This is a genomic window from Scandinavium goeteborgense, assembly GCF_003935895.2.
In the GTDB taxonomy this organism is placed as follows: domain Bacteria; phylum Pseudomonadota; class Gammaproteobacteria; order Enterobacterales; family Enterobacteriaceae; genus Scandinavium; species Scandinavium goeteborgense.
The window spans coordinates 1806858-1824741 of record NZ_CP054058.1 but is presented as its reverse complement, the minus strand read 5'-3'; the positions used below and the strand labels follow the sequence as shown (position 1 = coordinate 1824741).

17 protein-coding genes are annotated in these 17884 nt (G+C 55.1%); 9 read left to right on the top strand and 8 right to left on the bottom strand.

The window, feature by feature from the left end; all coding sequences use genetic code 11:
• Positions 1-19: 19 nt before the first annotated feature.
• Positions 20-295, bottom strand: a complete 276-nt coding sequence (locus A8O29_RS09515; protein WP_110512274.1) for a YcgL domain-containing protein — start codon at positions 293-295, stop codon at positions 20-22.
• Between the two features lie 126 nt (positions 296-421).
• Here A8O29_RS09515 and minC point away from each other — a divergent pair, with 126 nt between their 5' ends.
• Genes minC through minE form a run of 3 tightly spaced genes read left to right on the top strand, consistent with a single transcriptional unit; the run spans position 422 to position 2228 of the window.
• Entirely contained in the window at positions 422-1120 is a 699-nt protein-coding gene (gene minC / locus A8O29_RS09510) for a septum site-determining protein MinC (protein WP_125351773.1), read from the top strand.
• A 22-nt stretch (positions 1121-1142) separates the two neighbouring features.
• Positions 1143-1955, top strand: a complete 813-nt coding sequence (gene minD, locus A8O29_RS09505; RefSeq protein WP_125351774.1) for a septum site-determining protein MinD — start codon at positions 1143-1145, stop codon at positions 1953-1955.
• Positions 1956-1958: 3 nt separating this feature from the next.
• Positions 1959-2228: a cell division topological specificity factor MinE gene (gene minE / locus A8O29_RS09500; RefSeq protein WP_110512271.1), complete on the top strand. Its 270-nt coding sequence runs from the start codon at positions 1959-1961 to the stop codon at positions 2226-2228.
• Between the two features lie 253 nt (positions 2229-2481).
• On the opposite strand, the gene rnd is transcribed toward minE, so the two are convergent.
• The 5 genes from rnd to A8O29_RS09475 all read right to left on the bottom strand — a co-directional run bounded on the left by rnd (position 2482) and on the right by A8O29_RS09475 (position 8886).
• Complete coding sequence (rnd, locus tag A8O29_RS09495; protein ID WP_168713888.1) at positions 2482-3600, bottom strand: ribonuclease D; 1119 nt, start codon at positions 3598-3600, stop codon at positions 2482-2484.
• A gap of 85 nt (positions 3601-3685) precedes the next feature.
• Positions 3686-5371 (bottom strand): long-chain-fatty-acid--CoA ligase FadD, encoded by a 1686-nt coding sequence (gene fadD, locus A8O29_RS09490; protein WP_125355143.1) that lies wholly within the window; start codon positions 5369-5371, stop codon positions 3686-3688.
• Positions 5372-5586: 215 nt separating this feature from the next.
• Positions 5587-6174 carry a Slp/YeaY family lipoprotein gene (locus tag A8O29_RS09485; protein ID WP_125355129.1) on the bottom strand — a complete coding sequence of 196 codons (588 nt, stop codon included), beginning with the start codon at positions 6172-6174 and terminating at the stop codon, positions 5587-5589.
• Between the two features lie 38 nt (positions 6175-6212).
• Positions 6213-6908, bottom strand: a complete 696-nt coding sequence (gene tsaB, locus A8O29_RS09480; RefSeq protein ID WP_125355130.1) for a tRNA (adenosine(37)-N6)-threonylcarbamoyltransferase complex dimerization subunit type 1 TsaB — start codon at positions 6906-6908, stop codon at positions 6213-6215.
• 67 nt (positions 6909-6975) lie between these two features.
• Positions 6976-8886: a DNA repair helicase YoaA gene (locus A8O29_RS09475; protein WP_125355131.1), complete on the bottom strand. Its 1911-nt coding sequence runs from the start codon at positions 8884-8886 to the stop codon at positions 6976-6978.
• 129 nt (positions 8887-9015) lie between these two features.
• Between A8O29_RS09475 and A8O29_RS09470 the strand changes: the two genes are divergently transcribed.
• On the top strand, positions 9016-9360 hold the full coding sequence (locus A8O29_RS09470) for a RidA family protein (RefSeq protein ID WP_125355132.1): 345 nt from the start codon (positions 9016-9018) through the stop codon (positions 9358-9360).
• Between the two features lie 64 nt (positions 9361-9424).
• Here the strand turns inward: A8O29_RS09470 and A8O29_RS09465 are convergent, their stop codons facing one another.
• Positions 9425-9610, bottom strand: a complete 186-nt coding sequence (locus tag A8O29_RS09465; RefSeq protein ID WP_110512212.1) for a YoaH family protein — start codon at positions 9608-9610, stop codon at positions 9425-9427.
• A gap of 89 nt (positions 9611-9699) precedes the next feature.
• Between A8O29_RS09465 and pabB the strand changes: the two genes are divergently transcribed.
• The 4 genes from pabB to A8O29_RS09445 all read left to right on the top strand — a co-directional run bounded on the left by pabB (position 9700) and on the right by A8O29_RS09445 (position 14894).
• On the top strand, positions 9700-11052 hold the full coding sequence (gene pabB / locus A8O29_RS09460) for an aminodeoxychorismate synthase component 1 (RefSeq protein ID WP_125355133.1): 1353 nt from the start codon (positions 9700-9702) through the stop codon (positions 11050-11052).
• Between the two features lie 3 nt (positions 11053-11055).
• On the top strand, positions 11056-11634 hold the full coding sequence (locus A8O29_RS09455; protein WP_125355134.1) for a CoA pyrophosphatase: 579 nt from the start codon (positions 11056-11058) through the stop codon (positions 11632-11634).
• A 174-nt stretch (positions 11635-11808) separates the two neighbouring features.
• The gene (gene sdaA, locus A8O29_RS09450; protein WP_125355135.1) at positions 11809-13173 is read left to right on the top strand and encodes an L-serine ammonia-lyase; all 1365 of its coding nucleotides are present in this window, start codon (positions 11809-11811) and stop codon (positions 13171-13173) included.
• A 128-nt stretch (positions 13174-13301) separates the two neighbouring features.
• Entirely contained in the window at positions 13302-14894 is a 1593-nt protein-coding gene (locus A8O29_RS09445; protein WP_125355136.1) for an EAL domain-containing protein, read from the top strand.
• A gap of 3 nt (positions 14895-14897) precedes the next feature.
• On the opposite strand, the gene yoaE is transcribed toward A8O29_RS09445, so the two are convergent.
• Entirely contained in the window at positions 14898-16460 is a 1563-nt protein-coding gene (gene yoaE, locus A8O29_RS09440) for a CNNM family cation transport protein YoaE (RefSeq protein WP_125355137.1), read from the bottom strand.
• A 439-nt stretch (positions 16461-16899) separates the two neighbouring features.
• Here yoaE and manX point away from each other — a divergent pair, with 439 nt between their 5' ends.
• A complete protein-coding gene (manX, locus tag A8O29_RS09435) occupies positions 16900-17868 on the top strand; it encodes a PTS mannose transporter subunit IIAB (protein WP_133460692.1) in 969 nt (322 codons plus the stop codon).
• Positions 17869-17884: the final 16 nt, after the last annotated feature.

The window sequence follows — 17884 nt, the reverse complement described above, 5'->3', positions numbered from 1 at the left end:
GCCTGCTCCTGTCGTTGCGTTATTGTTTCCCGCTCGCCTGGAGATGTTGCTTGAGTAAATTTTCCGGCGGAGGGGGGATTTGCAGATAATAGCCTTGGTCGACTAAGGCCTGTTTGACCTTTTCCAGGTCGGCATTGACCAGTTTTTTACGCCCATCCAGGGGCAGAATCATTGCAAGTTTCGGCTGACCAAATCCCTTCATTAATTCTTCCGGAACGCGGGAGAAATCGTCCTTTTTTTCGACATATAAGTAAGTTTGATCGCGCTTGGTACTTTTATAGACAACACAAAACATGACTTTTACTCTGAATTAGACTGCGGCGACTTGCCTCTCTATATTAGTGACTATAACATGCCCTGTAGTCTTCGGAATATCACCGCAGCTGTGCGGCCGATAAATTGAAAATTGAGTAAGGCCAGGATGTCAAACACGCCAATCGAACTTAAAGGCAGTAGCTTCACGTTATCAGTGGTTCATTTGCACGAGGCAAAACCCGAGGTTATTCGTCAGGCGTTAGAAGACAAAATCGCCCAGGCTCCTGCTTTTTTGCGACACGCTCCGGTTGTGGTGAATATCAGCAGTCTGGCTGAGGTCACCCAATGGAAACCGCTGCAACAGGCAATTGCCTCCACCGGCTTACGCATCATGGGCGTGAGCGGCTGTAAAAATCCGGAATTAAAAGCGGAGATTGACCGCGCGGGCATTCCCTTACTGACTGAAGGGAAAGAGAAAGTCACCCGTGTCGCGCCTGTCGAAGCCCCTGCTCCCGCTCCAATTGTTACCCCTGTCACAAAAACGCGATTGATTGATACGCCGGTTCGTTCCGGTCAGCGCATTTATGCACCAAACTGTGATCTGATTGTCACAAGTCATGTGAGTGCGGGCGCTGAACTCATCGCCGACGGGAACATTCACATCTATGGCATGATGCGTGGACGTGCGCTGGCGGGTGCCAGTGGCGACAGAGAAGCACAAATATTTTGTACCCATCTTGCGGCAGAACTGGTTTCTATCGCAGGTGAATACTGGCTGAGTGAGAACATCACCGCCGAATATTATGGCAAAGCGGTGCGTCTGAGACTGGACGACGCGGCTTTGACAATTGAACCGTTAAACTAATCCCTTTTAACAAGGAATTTTTATGGCACGCATTATTGTTGTGACTTCGGGTAAAGGGGGCGTTGGCAAGACCACCTCCAGCGCGGCCATCGCTACTGGTTTGGCCCAGAAGGGAAAGAAAACTGTCGTTATCGATTTTGACATCGGCCTGCGTAACCTTGACTTGATCATGGGCTGCGAACGCCGTGTGGTTTACGATTTCGTCAACGTGATTCAGGGTGATGCCACGCTGAATCAGGCGCTGATTAAAGATAAGCGTACCGAAAATCTCTATATTCTTCCGGCTTCTCAGACCCGCGACAAAGACGCCCTGACCTACGAAGGCGTTGAAAAAGTGCTGGAAGAGCTGAAGAAGATGGACTTCGACTTCATCGTCTGCGATTCCCCTGCAGGTATTGAAACCGGTGCGCTGATGGCGCTGTACTTCGCTGACGAAGCGGTTATCACCACCAACCCGGAAGTCTCGTCCGTGCGTGACTCCGACCGTATTCTCGGCATTCTGGCGTCCAAATCCCGCCGTGCTGAGAAAGGTGAAGACCCAATTAAAGAACATCTTCTGTTGACCCGTTACAATCCGGGCCGCGTCAGCAGAGGCGACATGCTTAGCATGGAAGATGTGCTGGAAATTCTGCGCATTAAACTGGTTGGCGTGATCCCGGAGGATCAGTCAGTACTTCGCGCCTCAAACCAGGGGGAACCGGTTATTCTGGATGCCGAAGCCGACGCGGGCAAAGCCTACGCCGACACGGTAGATCGTCTGCTGGGAGAAGAACGTCCTTTCCGCTTCATCGAAGAAGAGAAGAAAGGTTTCCTCAAACGCCTGTTCGGAGGATAAGTTATGGCATTACTCGACTTTTTTCTCTCACGAAAAAAGAACACCGCCAACATCGCGAAAGAACGTTTACAGATTATTGTTGCGGAGCGCCGTCGCAGTGACGCTGAACCGCATTATTTGCCGCAGCTCAGGAAGGATATTCTTGATGTTATCTGCAAATACATTCAGATCGATCCCGAAATGGTGACAGTACAGCTTGAGCAAAAAGACGGGGATATCTCGATACTTGAGCTCAACGTGACGCTGCCAGAAGCGGAAGAATCGAAATCGTAATATTGGTGTGCTAATACAGAAAACCCCGGAAATCCGGGGTTTTTTATTGGGTTCGGTTTGGGTTTTGCCTTGGCGGACGCCCTCTCCCACAGGGAGAGGGCGAAAAACCTAGCAGCATCGAACGGTTCCCTCTCCCTGTGGGAGAGGGTTAGGGAGAGGGAAATTGTGCGGCCTGATGCCCTCTCCTCGGTCCTCTCCCACCGGGAGAGGATGCAAACCCTAAAAGCCTTCTCCACTGAGAAGGCTTTGCTGTTTATACTCGCGGATACTTTTCCAGCAACGCTTTCAGGCTCTCGGCCATCATTTCGCCGCGCCAGCCGGATACCAGTTCCGGTAATCCGCTCTGCGGTTTCAGCTGCCAGTGCCAGTTAAGCAACTGGTTAATCTGACGACGAGACGCCATCAGCTCGACGCTGACGCCCTTCTCTTTGCTCACTTCCTGCACCAGCGCTTTAATCTCTTTGAACAGCGTACGGTAACCCGGCATGTCCATCAGGTTCAGCAGCGGCTCCGGCAATGCGTCATCCGGCAATTCTTTGGCTTTTTCGACCAGGCTCAACAGCGTTTTACCGTGGAAACGGATTTCGCTGCCCGAAAGCCCGAGGCTGTCGAGTTCACCCATGCTGCCCGGCATGTATCGCGCCACGGCCCACAGATGCTCTTCACGCACCACGAAATTCACCGCCATGTCGCGATCGCGCGCTTTGCGCAAGCGCCATTCCGCCAGCAGCTTCAGGCACGCTAACTGACGCGTACGCAGCTGCCAGGCGTTGGTGATATCGCGCCAGGCTTCTGCCGGGTCAACCACTTCCTGACGACGCTGCTGCATCAGACGGCATTCGTCCAGCGCCGCAGGCAGCCAGCCGCTGGTATCCGTTTCGGCCAGCAGTTTGATGGCGATCGGCAGCAGATACCAGACATCCGCCGCCGCATAGTCGCACTGACGTTCCGTCAGTGGGCGCGCCAGCCAGTCAGTACGGGATTCACTTTTGTCGATAGCAATGCCGGTAAATTCCTCGACCATCGCCGCAAAGCCCCATGACATCGGGCGACCGCAGAAGGCAGCCAGAATTTGCGTGTCGATGAGCGGCTCGGGCAACTTGCCGAAGGTGTTGAGAAACACTTCGAGATCTTCACTGCCCGCATGCAAATATTTGGTGACATTTTTGTTGAGCATCAGCTCTTTGAATGGACGCCAGTCGGTGATGGCCAGGGGGTCAATCAGCACCACCGTTTCGCCATCGAACATCTGGATCAGGCCCAACTGCGGGTAATAGGTTCGGGTACGGACAAATTCGGTGTCCAGCGCAATGGCAGGCGCGTTGCGGGCCTCGTCACAGGCGGCCTTGAGCGCAGCGTCCTCGGTGATCATCTGATAATTCAATCTGTATTCTCTATGGTTTGCGCCCATAAAAAACGCCGGCTTAACCGGCGTCTGAAGGCGACTCACGCGTAGTTCAGGCTTTATTGTCGCTTTTACCGCGCGCTTCGTCACGTAGTTCTCGTCGCAAAATCTTTCCGACGTTGGATTTCGGCAGCTCGGTGCGGAACTCCACCAGCTTCGGCACCTTGTAACCGGTCAGGTGGCGACGACAGAAGGTAATCAGCGCGTCATCGGTTAACGACGGGTCCTTTTTGACCACGAAGATTTTAACCGCTTCGCCGCTGCTGCCGGACGGTACGCCGACCGCGGCCACTTCCTGCACGCCAGAATGCTGCATCACCACGTCTTCGATTTCGTTCGGATAGACGTTAAAACCAGAGACCAGAATCATGTCTTTCTTGCGATCGACGATGCGCAGGAAGCCCTCTTCGTCCATTACCGCGATATCCCCGGTATACAGCCAGCCATCTTTGATGATTTCGTCGGTGGCATCCGGGCGCTGCCAGTAACCGAGCATCACCTGCGGGCCTTTCACGCACAGTTCGCCCGGCTCACCCGGCGCGACTTCGTTGTTATCGTCATCCACCAGCTTCACTTCAGTGGACGGCACCGGCAGGCCAATGCTGCCGCTGTGATAATCGATGTCGTGCGGATTGACGCTTACCAGCGGCGCGCACTCGGTCAGGCCGTAGCCTTCCAGCAAATAACGCCCGGTGAGTTTGACCCAGCGCTCGGCAACCGCTTGTTGCACCGGCATCCCACCGCCCGCCGACAGACGCAGGGTGGAGAAATCCAGCTGTTGGAACTCTTTGTTATTCAGCAACGCGTTGAACAGGGTATTTACCCCGGTCATGGCGGTGAACGGATATTTCGCCAGCTCTTTTACCAGCCCCGGAATATCACGCGGGTTGGTGATCAGCAGGTTTTGTCCACCAAGTTCAATAAACAGCAGGCAATTCATGGTCAGCGCGAATATGTGATACAGCGGCAGCGCGGTAACCACCACTTCCTTGCCCGGGCGGAACAGCGGCCCGTAGGTGGCGTGCACCTGGGCTAGGTTCGCCAGCATGTTACGGTGGGTCAGCATCGCGCCTTTGGCAACGCCCGTGGTGCCGCCGGTATATTGCAGGAAGGCTAAATCGTCCGACACCACCACCGGTTTGATGTACTGCATCCGGTAGCCCTGCTGCAATGCGCTGCGGAAAGAGAGCGCATCCGGCAGATGGTATTTCGGCACCAGACGTTTGACGTATTTGACGACAAAGTTAACCAGCGTACCTTTGGCGGTAGAAAGCTGATCACCCATGCGGGTGAGAATGACGTGCTTCACCAGGGTTTTCTCGACAACTTTTTCCAGCGTGTGGGCAAAGTTGGAGACAATCACAATCGCGCTGGCACCGCTGTCGTTGAGCTGGTGTTCCAGTTCGCGCGGCGTATACAGCGGGTTGACGTTAACCACAATCATCCCCGCACGCAGTATGCCGAACAGCGCCACCGGGTACTGCAACAGGTTAGGCATCATCAGTGCGACGCGGTCGCCCTTTTGTAGGCCCAGGCCCTGCTGGAGGTACGCGGCGAAGGCGCGGCTGCGCTCTTCGAGCTTACGAAACGTCATCACCTCGCCCATGTTAATAAACGCGGGCTGGTCAGCGTAGCGGGTTGTCGCCTGTTCGAACAAATCTACCAGGGATTGATAACGGTCAGGATCAATCTCCGCCGGAACATCGGCGGGATAGCGGTTAAGCCAAACCTTTTTCAATGCATCACCTCTGAAATGAGAATTCGTCGTCATCACAACCCCTGTCAATAAACAAGTTATTAACAACATCTTAACTTATCGTACCAGTTTATTAATTATACGAATTTAAGGTTGCGAAGCGCGTCACTATTTATTTTTATGACTCTCGGGAGTCCATTCCTGGAAAAAGAAACAGCGGACTCGCCGCTGTTAATTTAATTATTTAAAACAACAGGTTATTCGGTGACGATAGTCTGCACCTGAGCTGGGCCTGGGTTATACCAGCCCCAACCGCCGTAGCCATAACCATGACGCCATGGACGCGGGCCGCCCCAGTACGGGTCGATCGGTTGCGGCGGCATCACCACCTGTTGGGCCACGCGCCAGCGTTTAAAACCGTTAGCCTGCATCACCATGTAGGTGTAATTGCTGTCGCCAATTTTCCCTTTCGCGGTGCCGGTAATAGGCCCGACGACGGTTACTAACTGGTTACGGAAATCGACAGGATCGAGGAAGCCATTCACATCGGCGTAAATACGGCCCCGGGAAGGGTCGCTCAGACTTGGGCGTGCGCCTTCGTCCAGCGGCACGGTCGCAATTTCGAGACGGGTTTTACCCTGCTCGTTTTTGACGTTAACCACTTTGCCGCCAAAACGGGCTTCCTGGCCGACGTACAGCTGCGGGGCAGCCATCACGCGGGATAAATCCTGCTGCGGCGTTGGGCTGGTGCCCTTAATGGCGTCCGGTACTGTGACGCATCCGCTCAGCGCGGCGATGACCACTCCAGCCAGTAAACCTTGTACGACCTGTATGCGACTCGCCATGAAGCGACTCCTTAATTCTCAGTTATATAAACTAAGATTCATTCCCGGCCCGGAAGTTTCTTCCATGCCACTGTGTTACGCAAATAAACCGGTTCGGCCTGCTCTACAACAACGGTTTTGTGCTCAGCGAACAGCTGGCAGGCCAGCGGCAGCATATCTTCTGCGGCTGGCAACAGCACATCGCCCTCGACCAGCGTCACCGGGGTGTCGTTTGCCATGTCAGGCCACGCCTGCCAGCCCGTACCCACAGTAGCCCACTCCCCGTCGAGTTGTTTCAACCGGTCGTTAACGGCTTCGGGTTTCAGCACCGCTTCCGTCTCTTCGCCGTGCCAGATGCCCTGCGCATCACGCTGATATTCCGCCCAGTAAACCTCGCCCATGCGCGCGTCGATAGCCGCCAGCACGCGCGTTGCACCGGTTTTGCGCCATGCGCCCTGCGCCATGGTGGCCAGCGTCGATACACCGATCATTGGCAGATCCGCACCCAGGGCCAGACCCTGCGCAATACCAATGCCGATACGCACGCCGGTAAAGCTGCCTGGCCCACGGCCATACGCCAGCGCGTCGAGTTCGGTCAGGGCGGTGCCGGTTTCAGTCAGAATATCCTGCACAATGGGCAGAATACGTTGGGTGTGTTCGCGTGGACAAAGCTCGAAATGAGCCGTCGTCGTACCGTCGTGCCACAAAGCCGCAGAACAGGCTTCTGTGGCGGTATCAATAGCCAGAATTCGCATAGGACGTTGCGCTCTTGCAATAGGGGGTCAACAAAATGGCGCGCATCTTACCACAGTTCGTCACACATTACGTCAGTGACAGCCCTGCAAGAAAACGCACGGCCCGGCTGATATCACGGGTGCGCGGGGTTGGCGGCAAGCTGGATAAGAACACCGCGCCGTAAGGGCGCATTACCAGACGGTTGTCGCAAATCACCAGCACGCCGCGATCGTCGACGTCACGAATGAGTCGCCCGACCCCCTGTTTGAGGGTGATTACCGCATCCGGCAACTGGACTTCATCAAACGGATCGCCGCCGCGCAGACGGCAGTCTTCCATTCGCGCTTTTAACAACGGATCGTCCGGGGAGGTAAAGGGCAGCTTGTCGATAATGACCAGTGACAGCGCATCGCCGCGCACGTCCACCCCTTCCCAGAAACTACTGGTCGCCACCAGTAAGGCGTTCCCGGCGCTGACAAACTGCTGTAACAACTGGCCTTTGCTGGTTTCGCCCTGCAACAGCACCGGCAGATCGAGCATTCCGCGGAACTGTTCGGCCAGGTCACGCATCATGGCGTGCGAAGTACAAAGCATAAAGCAGCGGCCATTGTTGGCTTCAATCAATGGGCGCAGCATGGTGGCCAGCTGACGCGCACCGCCAGGCTGGTTCGGCAGCGGCAGATTACGCGGCACGCACAGCAGCGCCTGTGTGCTGTAGTCAAACGGGCTCGGCAGCAGCAGCGATTCGGCCTCTTCAATGCCCAGTCGCGCGGTAAAGTGGTGCAGATCGTCATTCACCGACAGCGTGGCAGAGGTGAAAATCCAGCTGCCCGGCTTCTGCGCCATCACTTCTTTGAATTTATCGGCCACCGTCAACGGCGTCAGCGCCAGGGTAAAGTGACGAGAAGTACACTCGTACCAGTAGCTGAAGCCCGGCTGGTTGATCTCTTTCAGCCGCTTCAGGCGGCCGCGGTAAATTGTCGCGCGCTCAAACGCGGCATCCAACAGAGCCGAACGACCGAGGGAGAGTTTCGCCACGTCGTAGCACAGCTCCAGCGCATCATCGAGCAACAGCAGTGCACGCTGAATGCCGTTGTCAGCCAGCAGTTCGCGCAGGTTGCCGCGATAGCCCGGCTCGCCAAGCTGTAAGCGGAAATCTTGTGTTGCCTGCGCCAGTCGGTCAGCGCATTTCTGTAATTGTTGGGTGTCTTTCAGTTCGGTACGGTAGGCAATAGTGATGTCTTTTGCCATGTCCAGCAGCTGTCGGCTGGAGAGCGACTGGCCGAAATACTGGCTGGCGATATCCGGCAGCTGATGGGCTTCATCGAAGATCATCACTTCCGCCTCCGGGATAAGCTCACCGAAACCGCCCTCTTTCACTACCATATCGGCGAGGAACAGGTGATGGTTGACCACCACCACGTCGGCATCCATCGCTTTTTTACGCGCTTTAACCACGAAACAGTCTTTGTATAACGGGCAATCGCTACCCAGACAGTTGTCGTTGGTGCTGGTGACCAGCGGCCAGGCGTGTGAATCTTCCGCCACGCTGACGCAGGTGCTGATATCGCCATCAACGGTTTGGTTGGCCCAGCTGCGCAGCATGATGACGTCACTGAGGGTCTGAACCGGAAGGTCGCCGCCAGCAATGGCCTGCTGTTCGAGGCGTTCCAGACACAAATAGTTGGAGCGCCCTTTGAGCAGCGCCAGTCGGCCAGTAAATTTCAGTGCGGTGGCGACGGTCGGCAGATCGCGGCTGTATAGCTGATCCTGCAACGCTTTCGAGCCAGTTGAGATGATGACCTTTTTCTTTGCGCGCAGCGCAGGGGCCAGGTAGGCGTACGTTTTGCCCGTGCCGGTACCGGCTTCCACCACCAGCGGCCGCGTTTCATCGATGGCTTTCGCCACCGCGTGCGCCATCTGGCGCTGCGGTTCGCGGGGTTTGAACCCGGGTATCGCTTTGGCTAACTGCCCGTCTGTTGCAAAATCGTCCGTCACACTACCCCCTGTAAATCTGGACAGTGATTATGTCAGTGCGGGGGACGTTGTGCCAGCCAAAGTGATGACGAGCCGTCGACGATGTGGCACTCTTTCGGCGTTAAATAAAATAAGATTAAGGAAACTGAGATGACAATCGTCCGTATTGATGCTGAAGCCCGCTGGTCAGATGTGGTTATCCACAACGAGACAATCTACTACACTGGCGTGCCGGAAAATCTGGATGCCGACGCGTTTGAGCAGACCGCCAATACGCTGGCGCAGATTGACGTGATTCTGGAAAAACAGGGCAGCGACAAATCACGCATTCTCGATGCCACGATTTTCCTCGCCGATAAAGCTGATTTTGCCGCGATGAATAAAGCCTGGGATGCGTGGGTGGTTGCCGGACATGCGCCGGTGCGTTGCACCGTGCAGGCCGGACTGATGAAGCCGCAGTATAAGGTTGAGATTAAAATCGTCGCTGCGGTTTAATCGAGATAAACCCTGAATCATTCGGGTTGCAGGCATTGCACCTGCGGCTCGAATCAGGACGGGTTTACTCTTCCTCGTCTTCATCCTCGAATCGGGCCACGATCATTTCGCCGGTGTGGCTGGCGCGAATTTCTTTGGCTACCAGCTGGATAGCTTCCCCGCTACTCAGGCCTTGCGTCATCAATTCCTGAATGCGCTCAACCGCGTTTTGCTGCTGGTCGTGGCTCAGTGAAGGTAAACCTGAAATCATGGTGAACTCCTGCTACATTGTGGACGCTTATTATTTCACGCCGCCTGCACATTAGCCAGCGGGCGGCTTCAGACAGATTGAGGTCGAAGTTGTCCCCTGCTGTGATTACGCTGCCCTGGCGTGCTGACGCCGCTGAACACTATTTCACTCCCCTCTCCGCCGCCCCCTGGGCGATGCTGCTGCACTCCGGCTTTGCCGAACACACTCATAATCGCTTTGATATCCTGGTGGCCGACCCAGCCGTTACTCTGGAAACCAGAGGCGAAACCACGCGAATCTGTCGTCCCGAGGGTGATTTCGACTCAGATGGCGACCCGCTCGCACTGCTTAAGCGTGCTTTGGATGATTGTAATCTGACTGTGGCTTCGCATCCTGACCTGCCTTTTCAGGGCGGTGCATTAGGGTTATTTGGCTATGATCTCGGGCGACGCTTTGAAACGCTGCCGGAACGCGCGCTGAAAGATATTCACCTGCCGGATATGGCAGTGGGTATTTATCGCTGGGCGCTGATCGTCGACCACCAGCGACAAACCGTTTCGCTGCTCAGTCATGACGACCCGCATCAGCGGCTGGAGTGGCTTGAAACCCAACGGGCCGCGGCCACCGAACCGTTTACTTTGACAGCACCGTGGCGCTCGAACATGACCCGCGCAGAGTACGGCGAGAAATTCCGTCAGGTGCAGGCGTATCTGCACAGCGGCGATTGTTACCAGGTCAATCTGGCCCAGCGTTTTCAGGCCCGTTATTCCGGCGATGAGTGGCAGGCGTTTTGTCAGCTCAATCAGGCCAATCGTGCACCGTTCAGCGCCTTCATTCGCCTGAAAGAGAGCGCGGTGCTGAGCCTGTCGCCGGAGCGCTTTATCCAGCTCAACGGGAATAACATTCAGACCCGGCCCATCAAAGGCACGCTGCCACGACTCACTGACCCGCAACAGGATGCAGAGCAGGCCGAAAAGCTCCGCACGTCACCCAAGGACAGAGCGGAAAATTTAATGATAGTCGACCTTATGCGCAATGATATTGGCCGCGTGGCGGTGCCGGGTAGCGTGCGCGTGCCAGAACTGTTCGTGGTCGAGCCATTCCCGGCGGTGCATCACCTGGTGAGCACCATTACGGCTGAACTGCCCACCAGCCTGCACGCCACCGATTTGCTGCGCGCGGCGTTTCCCGGCGGCTCGATAACCGGCGCGCCAAAAGTACGCGCGATGGAAATCATCGACGAACTTGAACCGCATCGCCGCAATGCCTGGTGCGGCAGCATTGGCTACATCAGTCTGTGCGGCAATATGGACACCAGCATTACCATCCGCACACTCACGGCGGCGGACGGCAAAATTGTCTGTTCCGCAGGCGGAGGCGTTGTTGCCGATAGCGACGAGCAAGCGGAATATCAGGAAACCTTTGATAAAGTAAACAGAATCCTGCAGCAACTGGAGCGTTAACCGATGCAGTCCCCGGACATCAATCTTGACGATTTCATCTCCCGATTTCAGCTGTTACGCCCGCAGCCGACGCGCACGGCGCTGAATCAGCGGCAGGCGGCGGTGCTGATCCCCATTGTGCGTCGTGATGAACCCGGCTTGTTGCTGACTCAACGTTCCCCTCGTCTGCGTAAACACGCGGGTCAGGTCGCATTTCCCGGTGGCGCGGTCGACAGCAGCGATGCGTCGCTGATTGCCGCCGCGCTGCGTGAAGCACAGGAAGAAGTGGCTATTCCCCCGTCCTCAGTTGAAATCCTCGGCATGCTACCGCCCGTGGACAGCGTGACCGGTTTTCAGGTGACGCCGGTAGTCGGCATTATTCCGCCCGATTTGCACTATCACGCCAGTGAAGATGAAGTTGCGGCGGTGTTTGAAATGCCGCTGGCCGAAGCCCTGCGCCTCGGGCGCTACCACCCGCTTGATATCCACCGTCGCGGTAATTCGCACCGTGTATGGCTCTCCTGGTATCAGCATTATTTTGTCTGGGGAATGACCGCAGGCATTATTCGTGAGCTGGCCTTACAAATTGGCGTGAAGCCTTAGCTATACTGTGTATTAAAGATGCTGTGCTCCACTTCACGCTATTAGTAAAATCGAAGTGAAGCATTAGTTTAATTCATGTGAATAGTTAAGCTGCGTTACCAGTTCCCTCTTACACTATGCGCAGTTTTAACATCGTTATCGGAACTTTCCGGTAACCCTGTCAGGAGTGTTAGCGTGATTAGTATATTCGACATGTTCAAGGTGGGGATTGGTCCCTCTTCCTCCCACACTGTAGGCCCGATGAAGGCCGGTAAGCAGTTCGTCGATGACCTGGTCGAAAAGGGAATGATCGATGATGTGACCCGCGTGGCGGTGGACGTTTACGGTTCACTGTCATTAACCGGTAAGGGCCACCATACCGATATCGCGATCATCATGGGTCTGGCGGGCAATATGCCGGATACCGTCGATATCGATGCGATCCCGGCGTTTATCCGCGATGTACAAACCCGCGGACGTCTGTTGCTGGCGCACGGTCGCCGCGAAGTGGATTTCCCGCAGGACGACGGCATGCGTTTTCGTAGTGACAATCTGTCACTGCATGAAAACGGGATGTCTATCCATGCGTTTGCCGGTGACGCCGTCATCTACAGCAAAACCTATTACTCCATCGGCGGTGGTTTTATCGTCGATGAGGAGCATTTCGGCCAGGACATGAGCGGCGACGTCAACGTCCCGTATCCGTTCAAATCGGCAAAAGAGATGCTCGACTACTGCAAAGAAACCGGCCTGTCACTTTCCGGCATGGTGATGCAGAACGAGCTGGCGCTGCACAGCAAAAAAGAGATTGAAGACTATTTTGCCAACGTCTGGCAGGCCATGCGCGCCTGTATCGATCGCGGTATGAACACCGAAGGCGTGTTGCCGGGTCCACTGCGTGTTCCGCGCCGGGCTGCTGCTCTACGCCGTATGCTGGTAAGCCAGGACAAAACCAACAGCGACCCGATGACGGTAGTGGATTGGGTGAACATGTTCGCGCTGGCGGTTAACGAAGAAAACGCCGCCGGTGGACGCGTCGTCACCGCGCCAACTAACGGTGCGTGCGGTATCGTTCCGGCGGTGCTGGCGTATTACGATCACTTCATCGAACCGGTGAGCCCAGAAAGCTATATTCGTTACTTCCTGGCTTCTGGCGCGATTGGCGCTCTGTATAAGATGAACGCGTCTATTTCAGGTGCGGAAGTCGGCTGTCAGGGTGAAGTCGGCGTGGCCTGTTCAATGGCAGCCGCAGGTCTTGCCGAACTGCTGGGCGCAAGTCCTGAGCAAGTGTGCGTGGCGGCAGAAATCGGTATGGAGCATAACCTCGGCCTGACATGTGACCCGGTTGCCGGCCAGGTTCAGGTGCCGTGCATCGAACGTAACGCCATTGCCTCGGTGAAAGCTATCAACGCCACGCGTATGGCGATGCGCCGTACCAGCGAGCCGCGCGTTTCTCTCGATAAAGTGATTGAAACCATGTACGAGACCGGCAAAGACATGAACGCCAAATACCGTGAAACTTCGCGGGGCGGTCTGGCCATCAAAGTACAATGTGACTAATACTCTCTCGCCCATCTCCTACTGATGGGCGATTTTTACTTGTTCTGACCGCAATTTATCCACAGGGCACTACAATTGGTCTGTTGACGCTAACAATCTGGTTGGCGACTGCCGAGTGAGCGTCATTCATGCAAACAGCCCAAAAACTGATTAAGAGATACCGCCGTAAGCGGATCATTGTCTGTCTGATAGTTGCTGTTGCTACCCTCCTTGTCACCTTCGGCCTGCGATTTATTTCACAGCGCGATTTAAATCAGCGACGCATCGATGCCTACGCGATTCATGCGGTAGAAAGTCTCGATAAAATTTTAATGCCTATGGCAGGAAAGCGGGATGAATTGGTCAGTCTCGTGGGTCAGCCTTGCGAAGTGGCGCATTTGCCTATCCGCAAACAGGCCGCCGCGTTGCAGACGCTGCGCTCTATTGCGCTGGTCAAATCCGGGATACTCTACTGTTCCAGCGTTTTTGGCGATCGGAACGTGGCTTTACGTCAGCGCCAGTCCTCACTTCCCGCTCCTCAGCCACAGCTGATGCTGTCCACGGATCAAACCCTGCTGAAAGGCTCGCCCATTCTGATTCAGTGGTATCCCGCGTCGCAGGACGGGGAAGACGGCGTACTGCTGACTATTAATATCGATTTACTCAGCTCACTGCTGCTGGAGCCGCAGGAGCCTCTGATCCGGCGAGTGGTCGTCTCCGTCGGGAACCGTTATTACAGCGAGTCGCAGGGCATCAGCGATAACCTGCAGCTGGACGACGATGAAAAACTTGTCAGTCGACAATCCGGGCTTTTCCCTTTTAGCGTTAGCGTTTCCACGCCAGGTGCATCTATGCTGGCGCTGAAAGATCTGCCTTCACAAGTGCCGCTGGCGGCGATCCTGACTCTGGTTCTAACCGCCGTCGCGTGGATTGCCACCGCCGGCCGCATGAGTTTTTCGCGCGAAATCACCCTCGGCATAGCCCGTCGTGAGTTTGAACTTTACTGCCAGCCGCAGCTCGATACGCGTACGCAGCAATGCACCGGGGTGGAAATTTTACTGCGCTGGAATAACCCGCGGCTGGGGCGGATTTCGCCCGAAGTGTTTATCCCGGTGGCCGAGCGGGAAAATCTTATCGCCCCGCTGACGCGCTACGTCATCACCGAAACCATCCGTCAGATTGAATATTTCCCCGCCAGCCAGCAGTTTCATATCAGCATTAACGTTTCTTCCAGCCATTTCCTGCAGGGCGCTTTGCTGAGGGATGTAAATCAGTATTGGTTCGCCGCGCGACCGCTACAGCAGTTGGTGCTGGAAATCACCGAGCGGGACAATTTGCAGGGCGTGGATTATCGGCTGGTACGCGAACTGCACCGCAAAGGCGTGCGGCTGGCAATTGACGATTTCGGGACCGGCAGTAGCACCCTTTCATGGCTTGAACAGTTGCATCCGGACATCCTGAAAATCGATAAATCCTTCACCAACGCCATCGGTACCGATGCGGTGAATTCGACGGTGACGGATATTATTATCGCGCTGGGTCAGCGGCTAAACATTGAACTGGTGGCGGAAGGCGTGGAAACCCCGCAACAGGCGCATTATCTGCGTCGGCATGGGGTGCATATTTTGCAGGGTTTTTTGTATGCGAAGCCGATGCCGCTGGCTGAATTCCCGCGCTGGCTGTCAGGGGGAAACCCTCCGCCAAAAGAACATAACGGGCATGTACTGCCCGTTATTCTGTGAGGATTATTGGTCTTCGTCGTTAAGCGAAGGTTGTTTCACGACCCGAACCAGGTCCACGCGATACGCATTGGCTTCGACGATAGTGATGTCCAGCGGCTGAACATGCAGAACGTCACCGGCCCGCGGGATATGTCCGTTAACCGCAATCACCAGTCCGGCCACAGTGGCAATATCATCGTCATTACCGATCAGAAGACTTTCCATGCCCAGCGCCTGCTGGAGAGCATGCAGATCGGTGGAACCTTTTACCAGCCAACCATCACCATCGGCAATGATTTCCGGCGTTTCATCGGCATCCGGGAACTCACCTGCAATCGCTTCCAGGACGTCCAATGGCGTCACCAGGCCCTGCACCATACCAAACTCGTTGGTCACGATGACGAAGCTGCCGCGCGCGCGACGCAGCACACCCAGCAGATTGATGGGGTCCAGCGTTTCTGGCACTACAATCGCAGGGGAAGCCGACGCCATCGCGGCCACGTCCTCACCGGATTCCAGCGCCACCAGCATCTCTTTGGCGCGCACGATACCGATAATTTCATCCAGCTCTCCGCGACACACCGGGAACAAGCTGTGCGGCGATGACAGCAGCTGCTGGCGGATTTCATCCACGCTGAGGTTAGCGTCCACCCAGCTGATTTCGCCGCGCGGGGTCATGATGCTGCGTAATGAACGCGATGCCAGGGTCAGCACGCCGTTGATCATATAGCGTTCTTCATCCGCAAACGCGCCTTCGGGTACCGGAACGGCAACCGGGTTTTCAGCATCGTGCTGAACCACGTTCTGCTTGCGGCCGCCCATCAGACGCAGGATCGCATCGGCGGTACGGGCGCGCAGCGGCACATTAGACTGATGGCGAATGAAGTTGCGACGGGCAATCTGGTTAAACAGCTCGATGATGATCGAGAAGCCAATTGCGGCGTACAGGTAGCCTTTAGGAATATGGAAGCCGAAACCTTCTGCGACGAGGCTCAGGCCAATCATCAGCAAGAAGCTCAGACACAGTACCACCACCGTCGGATGCTGGTTGACGAAGTTGGTCAACGGCTTCGACGCCAGTAACATCACCGCCATCGCAATCACCACTGCGGCCATCATCACCGGCAGATGGTTCACCATGCCCACGGCGGTAATCACCGCATCGAGGGAGAACACGGCGTCCAGCACCACAATTTGCAGCACTACGACCCAGAAGCTGGCATAGCCTTTCCCGTGACCGTCATCATGCTGGCGGTTTTCAAGCCGCTCATGCAGTTCGGTCGTCGCTTTGAACAGCAGGAAGATCCCCCCCAGCAGCATGATCAAATCACGTCCGGAGAAGGCATAGTCCATTACGCTGAACAACGGCTGAGTCAGCGTCACCATCCACGAGATAACCGACAGCAGTCCCAGACGCATAAACAGCGCCAGCGACAGGCCAATCAGACGTGCTTTATCACGTTGTTTTGGCGGCAGTTTATCGGCGAGGATGGCGATGAACACCAGGTTATCAATACCGAGAACAATTTCGAGCACAACAAGCGTCAGCAAGCCGACCCAAATCGAAGGATCCATTAAGAGTTCCATGCACAGCTCCTGCAAACGGCACAGTCTGTCATCGCCATGTCAAAGACGGGCGAGACTATCTCGGGGTGATAAAAAAGTGGGGAAGTGGCGGCAGCAAAGTGCCAGGGGGTGAACTGACGTCGGTGACGGTCCATACTTGGGCTATGCCCTATACTCCTGAGTAATTAAACGGGAAATAAACATATCAGACGCAAATGGGATCTGGCAAAAATTTACGTCTCTTTGCACTTTTTCGATGATTTTTTGCGCTCCAAAATTATTCCGTGTGGATGAGTAAATTACGGATCTTCATCACATTAATTATTTTTTCACTATCTAAAATAATTCACGGAAGTTATTAGAATTTTAACTCTAACCCCTATCTGAATCGATTCGGTGAAAATCGACGGTTCATAAAACGGCAGTGGTCTTGTCGTAACGATAATAAAGGAGGTAGCAAGTGACGATTGCTATTGTAATAGGCACACATGGTTGGGCTGCAGAACAGCTGCTGAAAACAGCAGAAATGCTGTTGGGCGAGCAGGAAAACGTCGGCTGGATCGATTTCGTGCCAGGCGAGAATGCAGAAACACTTATCGAAAAATACAACGCACAGCTTGCGAAACTGGACACCACTCAAGGTGTGCTCTTTCTCGTCGATACATGGGGTGGTAGCCCGTTCAACGCTGCCAGCCGCATTGTCGTCGATAAAGAGAATTATGAAGTTATCGCCGGCGTTAACGTTCCGATGCTGGTCGAGACCTTCATGGGTCGCGACGACAACCCGAGCTTTGACGAACTGGTCGCAGTGGCCGTTGAGACTGGTCGTGAAGGCGTGAAAGCGCTGAAAGCGAAACCTGTTGAAAAAGCCGCTCCGGCTGCTGTGGCCGCAGCACCGAAAGCCAACGTTCCAGCAAAACCAATGGGCCCGAATGACTATATGGTTATCGGCCTGGCGCGTATCGATGACCGTCTGATTCACGGCCAGGTCGCGACTCGCTGGACGAAAGAAACCAACGTTACCCGCATTATCGTCGTCAGTGATGAAGTCGCAGCAGATACCGTCCGTAAAACTCTGCTGACTCAGGTTGCGCCTCCAGGGGTTACCGCACACGTTGTTGATGTGGCCAAAATGATCCGCGTTTACAACAACCCGCAATATGCGGGTGACCGTGTGATGCTGCTGTTTACCAACCCAACGGACGTTGAACGTATCGTTGAACAAGGCGTGAAAATTACCACGGTAAATATCGGTGGTATGGCCTTCCGTCAGGGTAAGACCCAGGTAAACAACGCGATTTCAGTCGACGAAAAAGATATCGAAGCCTTCAAAAAATTGAATGCACGCGGTATTGAACTGGAAGCACGTAAAGTTTCTACCGACCAGAGACTGAAAATGATGGATTTGATCAGCAAAGTCGGGAAATAACCCCACCCTGCTGCTT

What these genes read in the sequence shown, in the direction of transcription:
- minE (WP_110512271.1), top strand. Translation starts at nt 1,959, where the DNA reads ATGGCATTACTCGACTTTTTTCTCTCACGAAAAAAGAACACCGCCAAC.
- A8O29_RS09515 (WP_110512274.1), bottom strand. Translation starts at nt 295, where the DNA reads ATGTTTTGTGTTGTCTATAAAAGTACCAAGCGCGATCAAACTTACTTA.
- A8O29_RS09485 (WP_125355129.1), bottom strand. Translation starts at nt 6,174, where the DNA reads ATGGCGAGTCGCATACAGGTCGTACAAGGTTTACTGGCTGGAGTGGTC.
- A8O29_RS09465 (WP_110512212.1), bottom strand. Translation starts at nt 9,610, where the DNA reads ATGATTTCAGGTTTACCTTCACTGAGCCACGACCAGCAGCAAAACGCG.
- A8O29_RS09455 (WP_125355134.1), top strand. Translation starts at nt 11,056, where the DNA reads ATGCAGTCCCCGGACATCAATCTTGACGATTTCATCTCCCGATTTCAG.
- tsaB (WP_125355130.1), bottom strand. Translation starts at nt 6,908, where the DNA reads ATGCGAATTCTGGCTATTGATACCGCCACAGAAGCCTGTTCTGCGGCT.
- minD (WP_125351774.1), top strand. Translation starts at nt 1,143, where the DNA reads ATGGCACGCATTATTGTTGTGACTTCGGGTAAAGGGGGCGTTGGCAAG.
- A8O29_RS09470 (WP_125355132.1), top strand. Translation starts at nt 9,016, where the DNA reads ATGACAATCGTCCGTATTGATGCTGAAGCCCGCTGGTCAGATGTGGTT.
- rnd (WP_168713888.1), bottom strand. Translation starts at nt 3,600, where the DNA reads ATGATCACCGAGGACGCTGCGCTCAAGGCCGCCTGTGACGAGGCCCGC.
- minC (WP_125351773.1), top strand. Translation starts at nt 422, where the DNA reads ATGTCAAACACGCCAATCGAACTTAAAGGCAGTAGCTTCACGTTATCA.
- A8O29_RS09445 (WP_125355136.1), top strand. Translation starts at nt 13,302, where the DNA reads ATGCAAACAGCCCAAAAACTGATTAAGAGATACCGCCGTAAGCGGATC.
- yoaE (WP_125355137.1), bottom strand. Translation starts at nt 16,460, where the DNA reads ATGGAACTCTTAATGGATCCTTCGATTTGGGTCGGCTTGCTGACGCTT.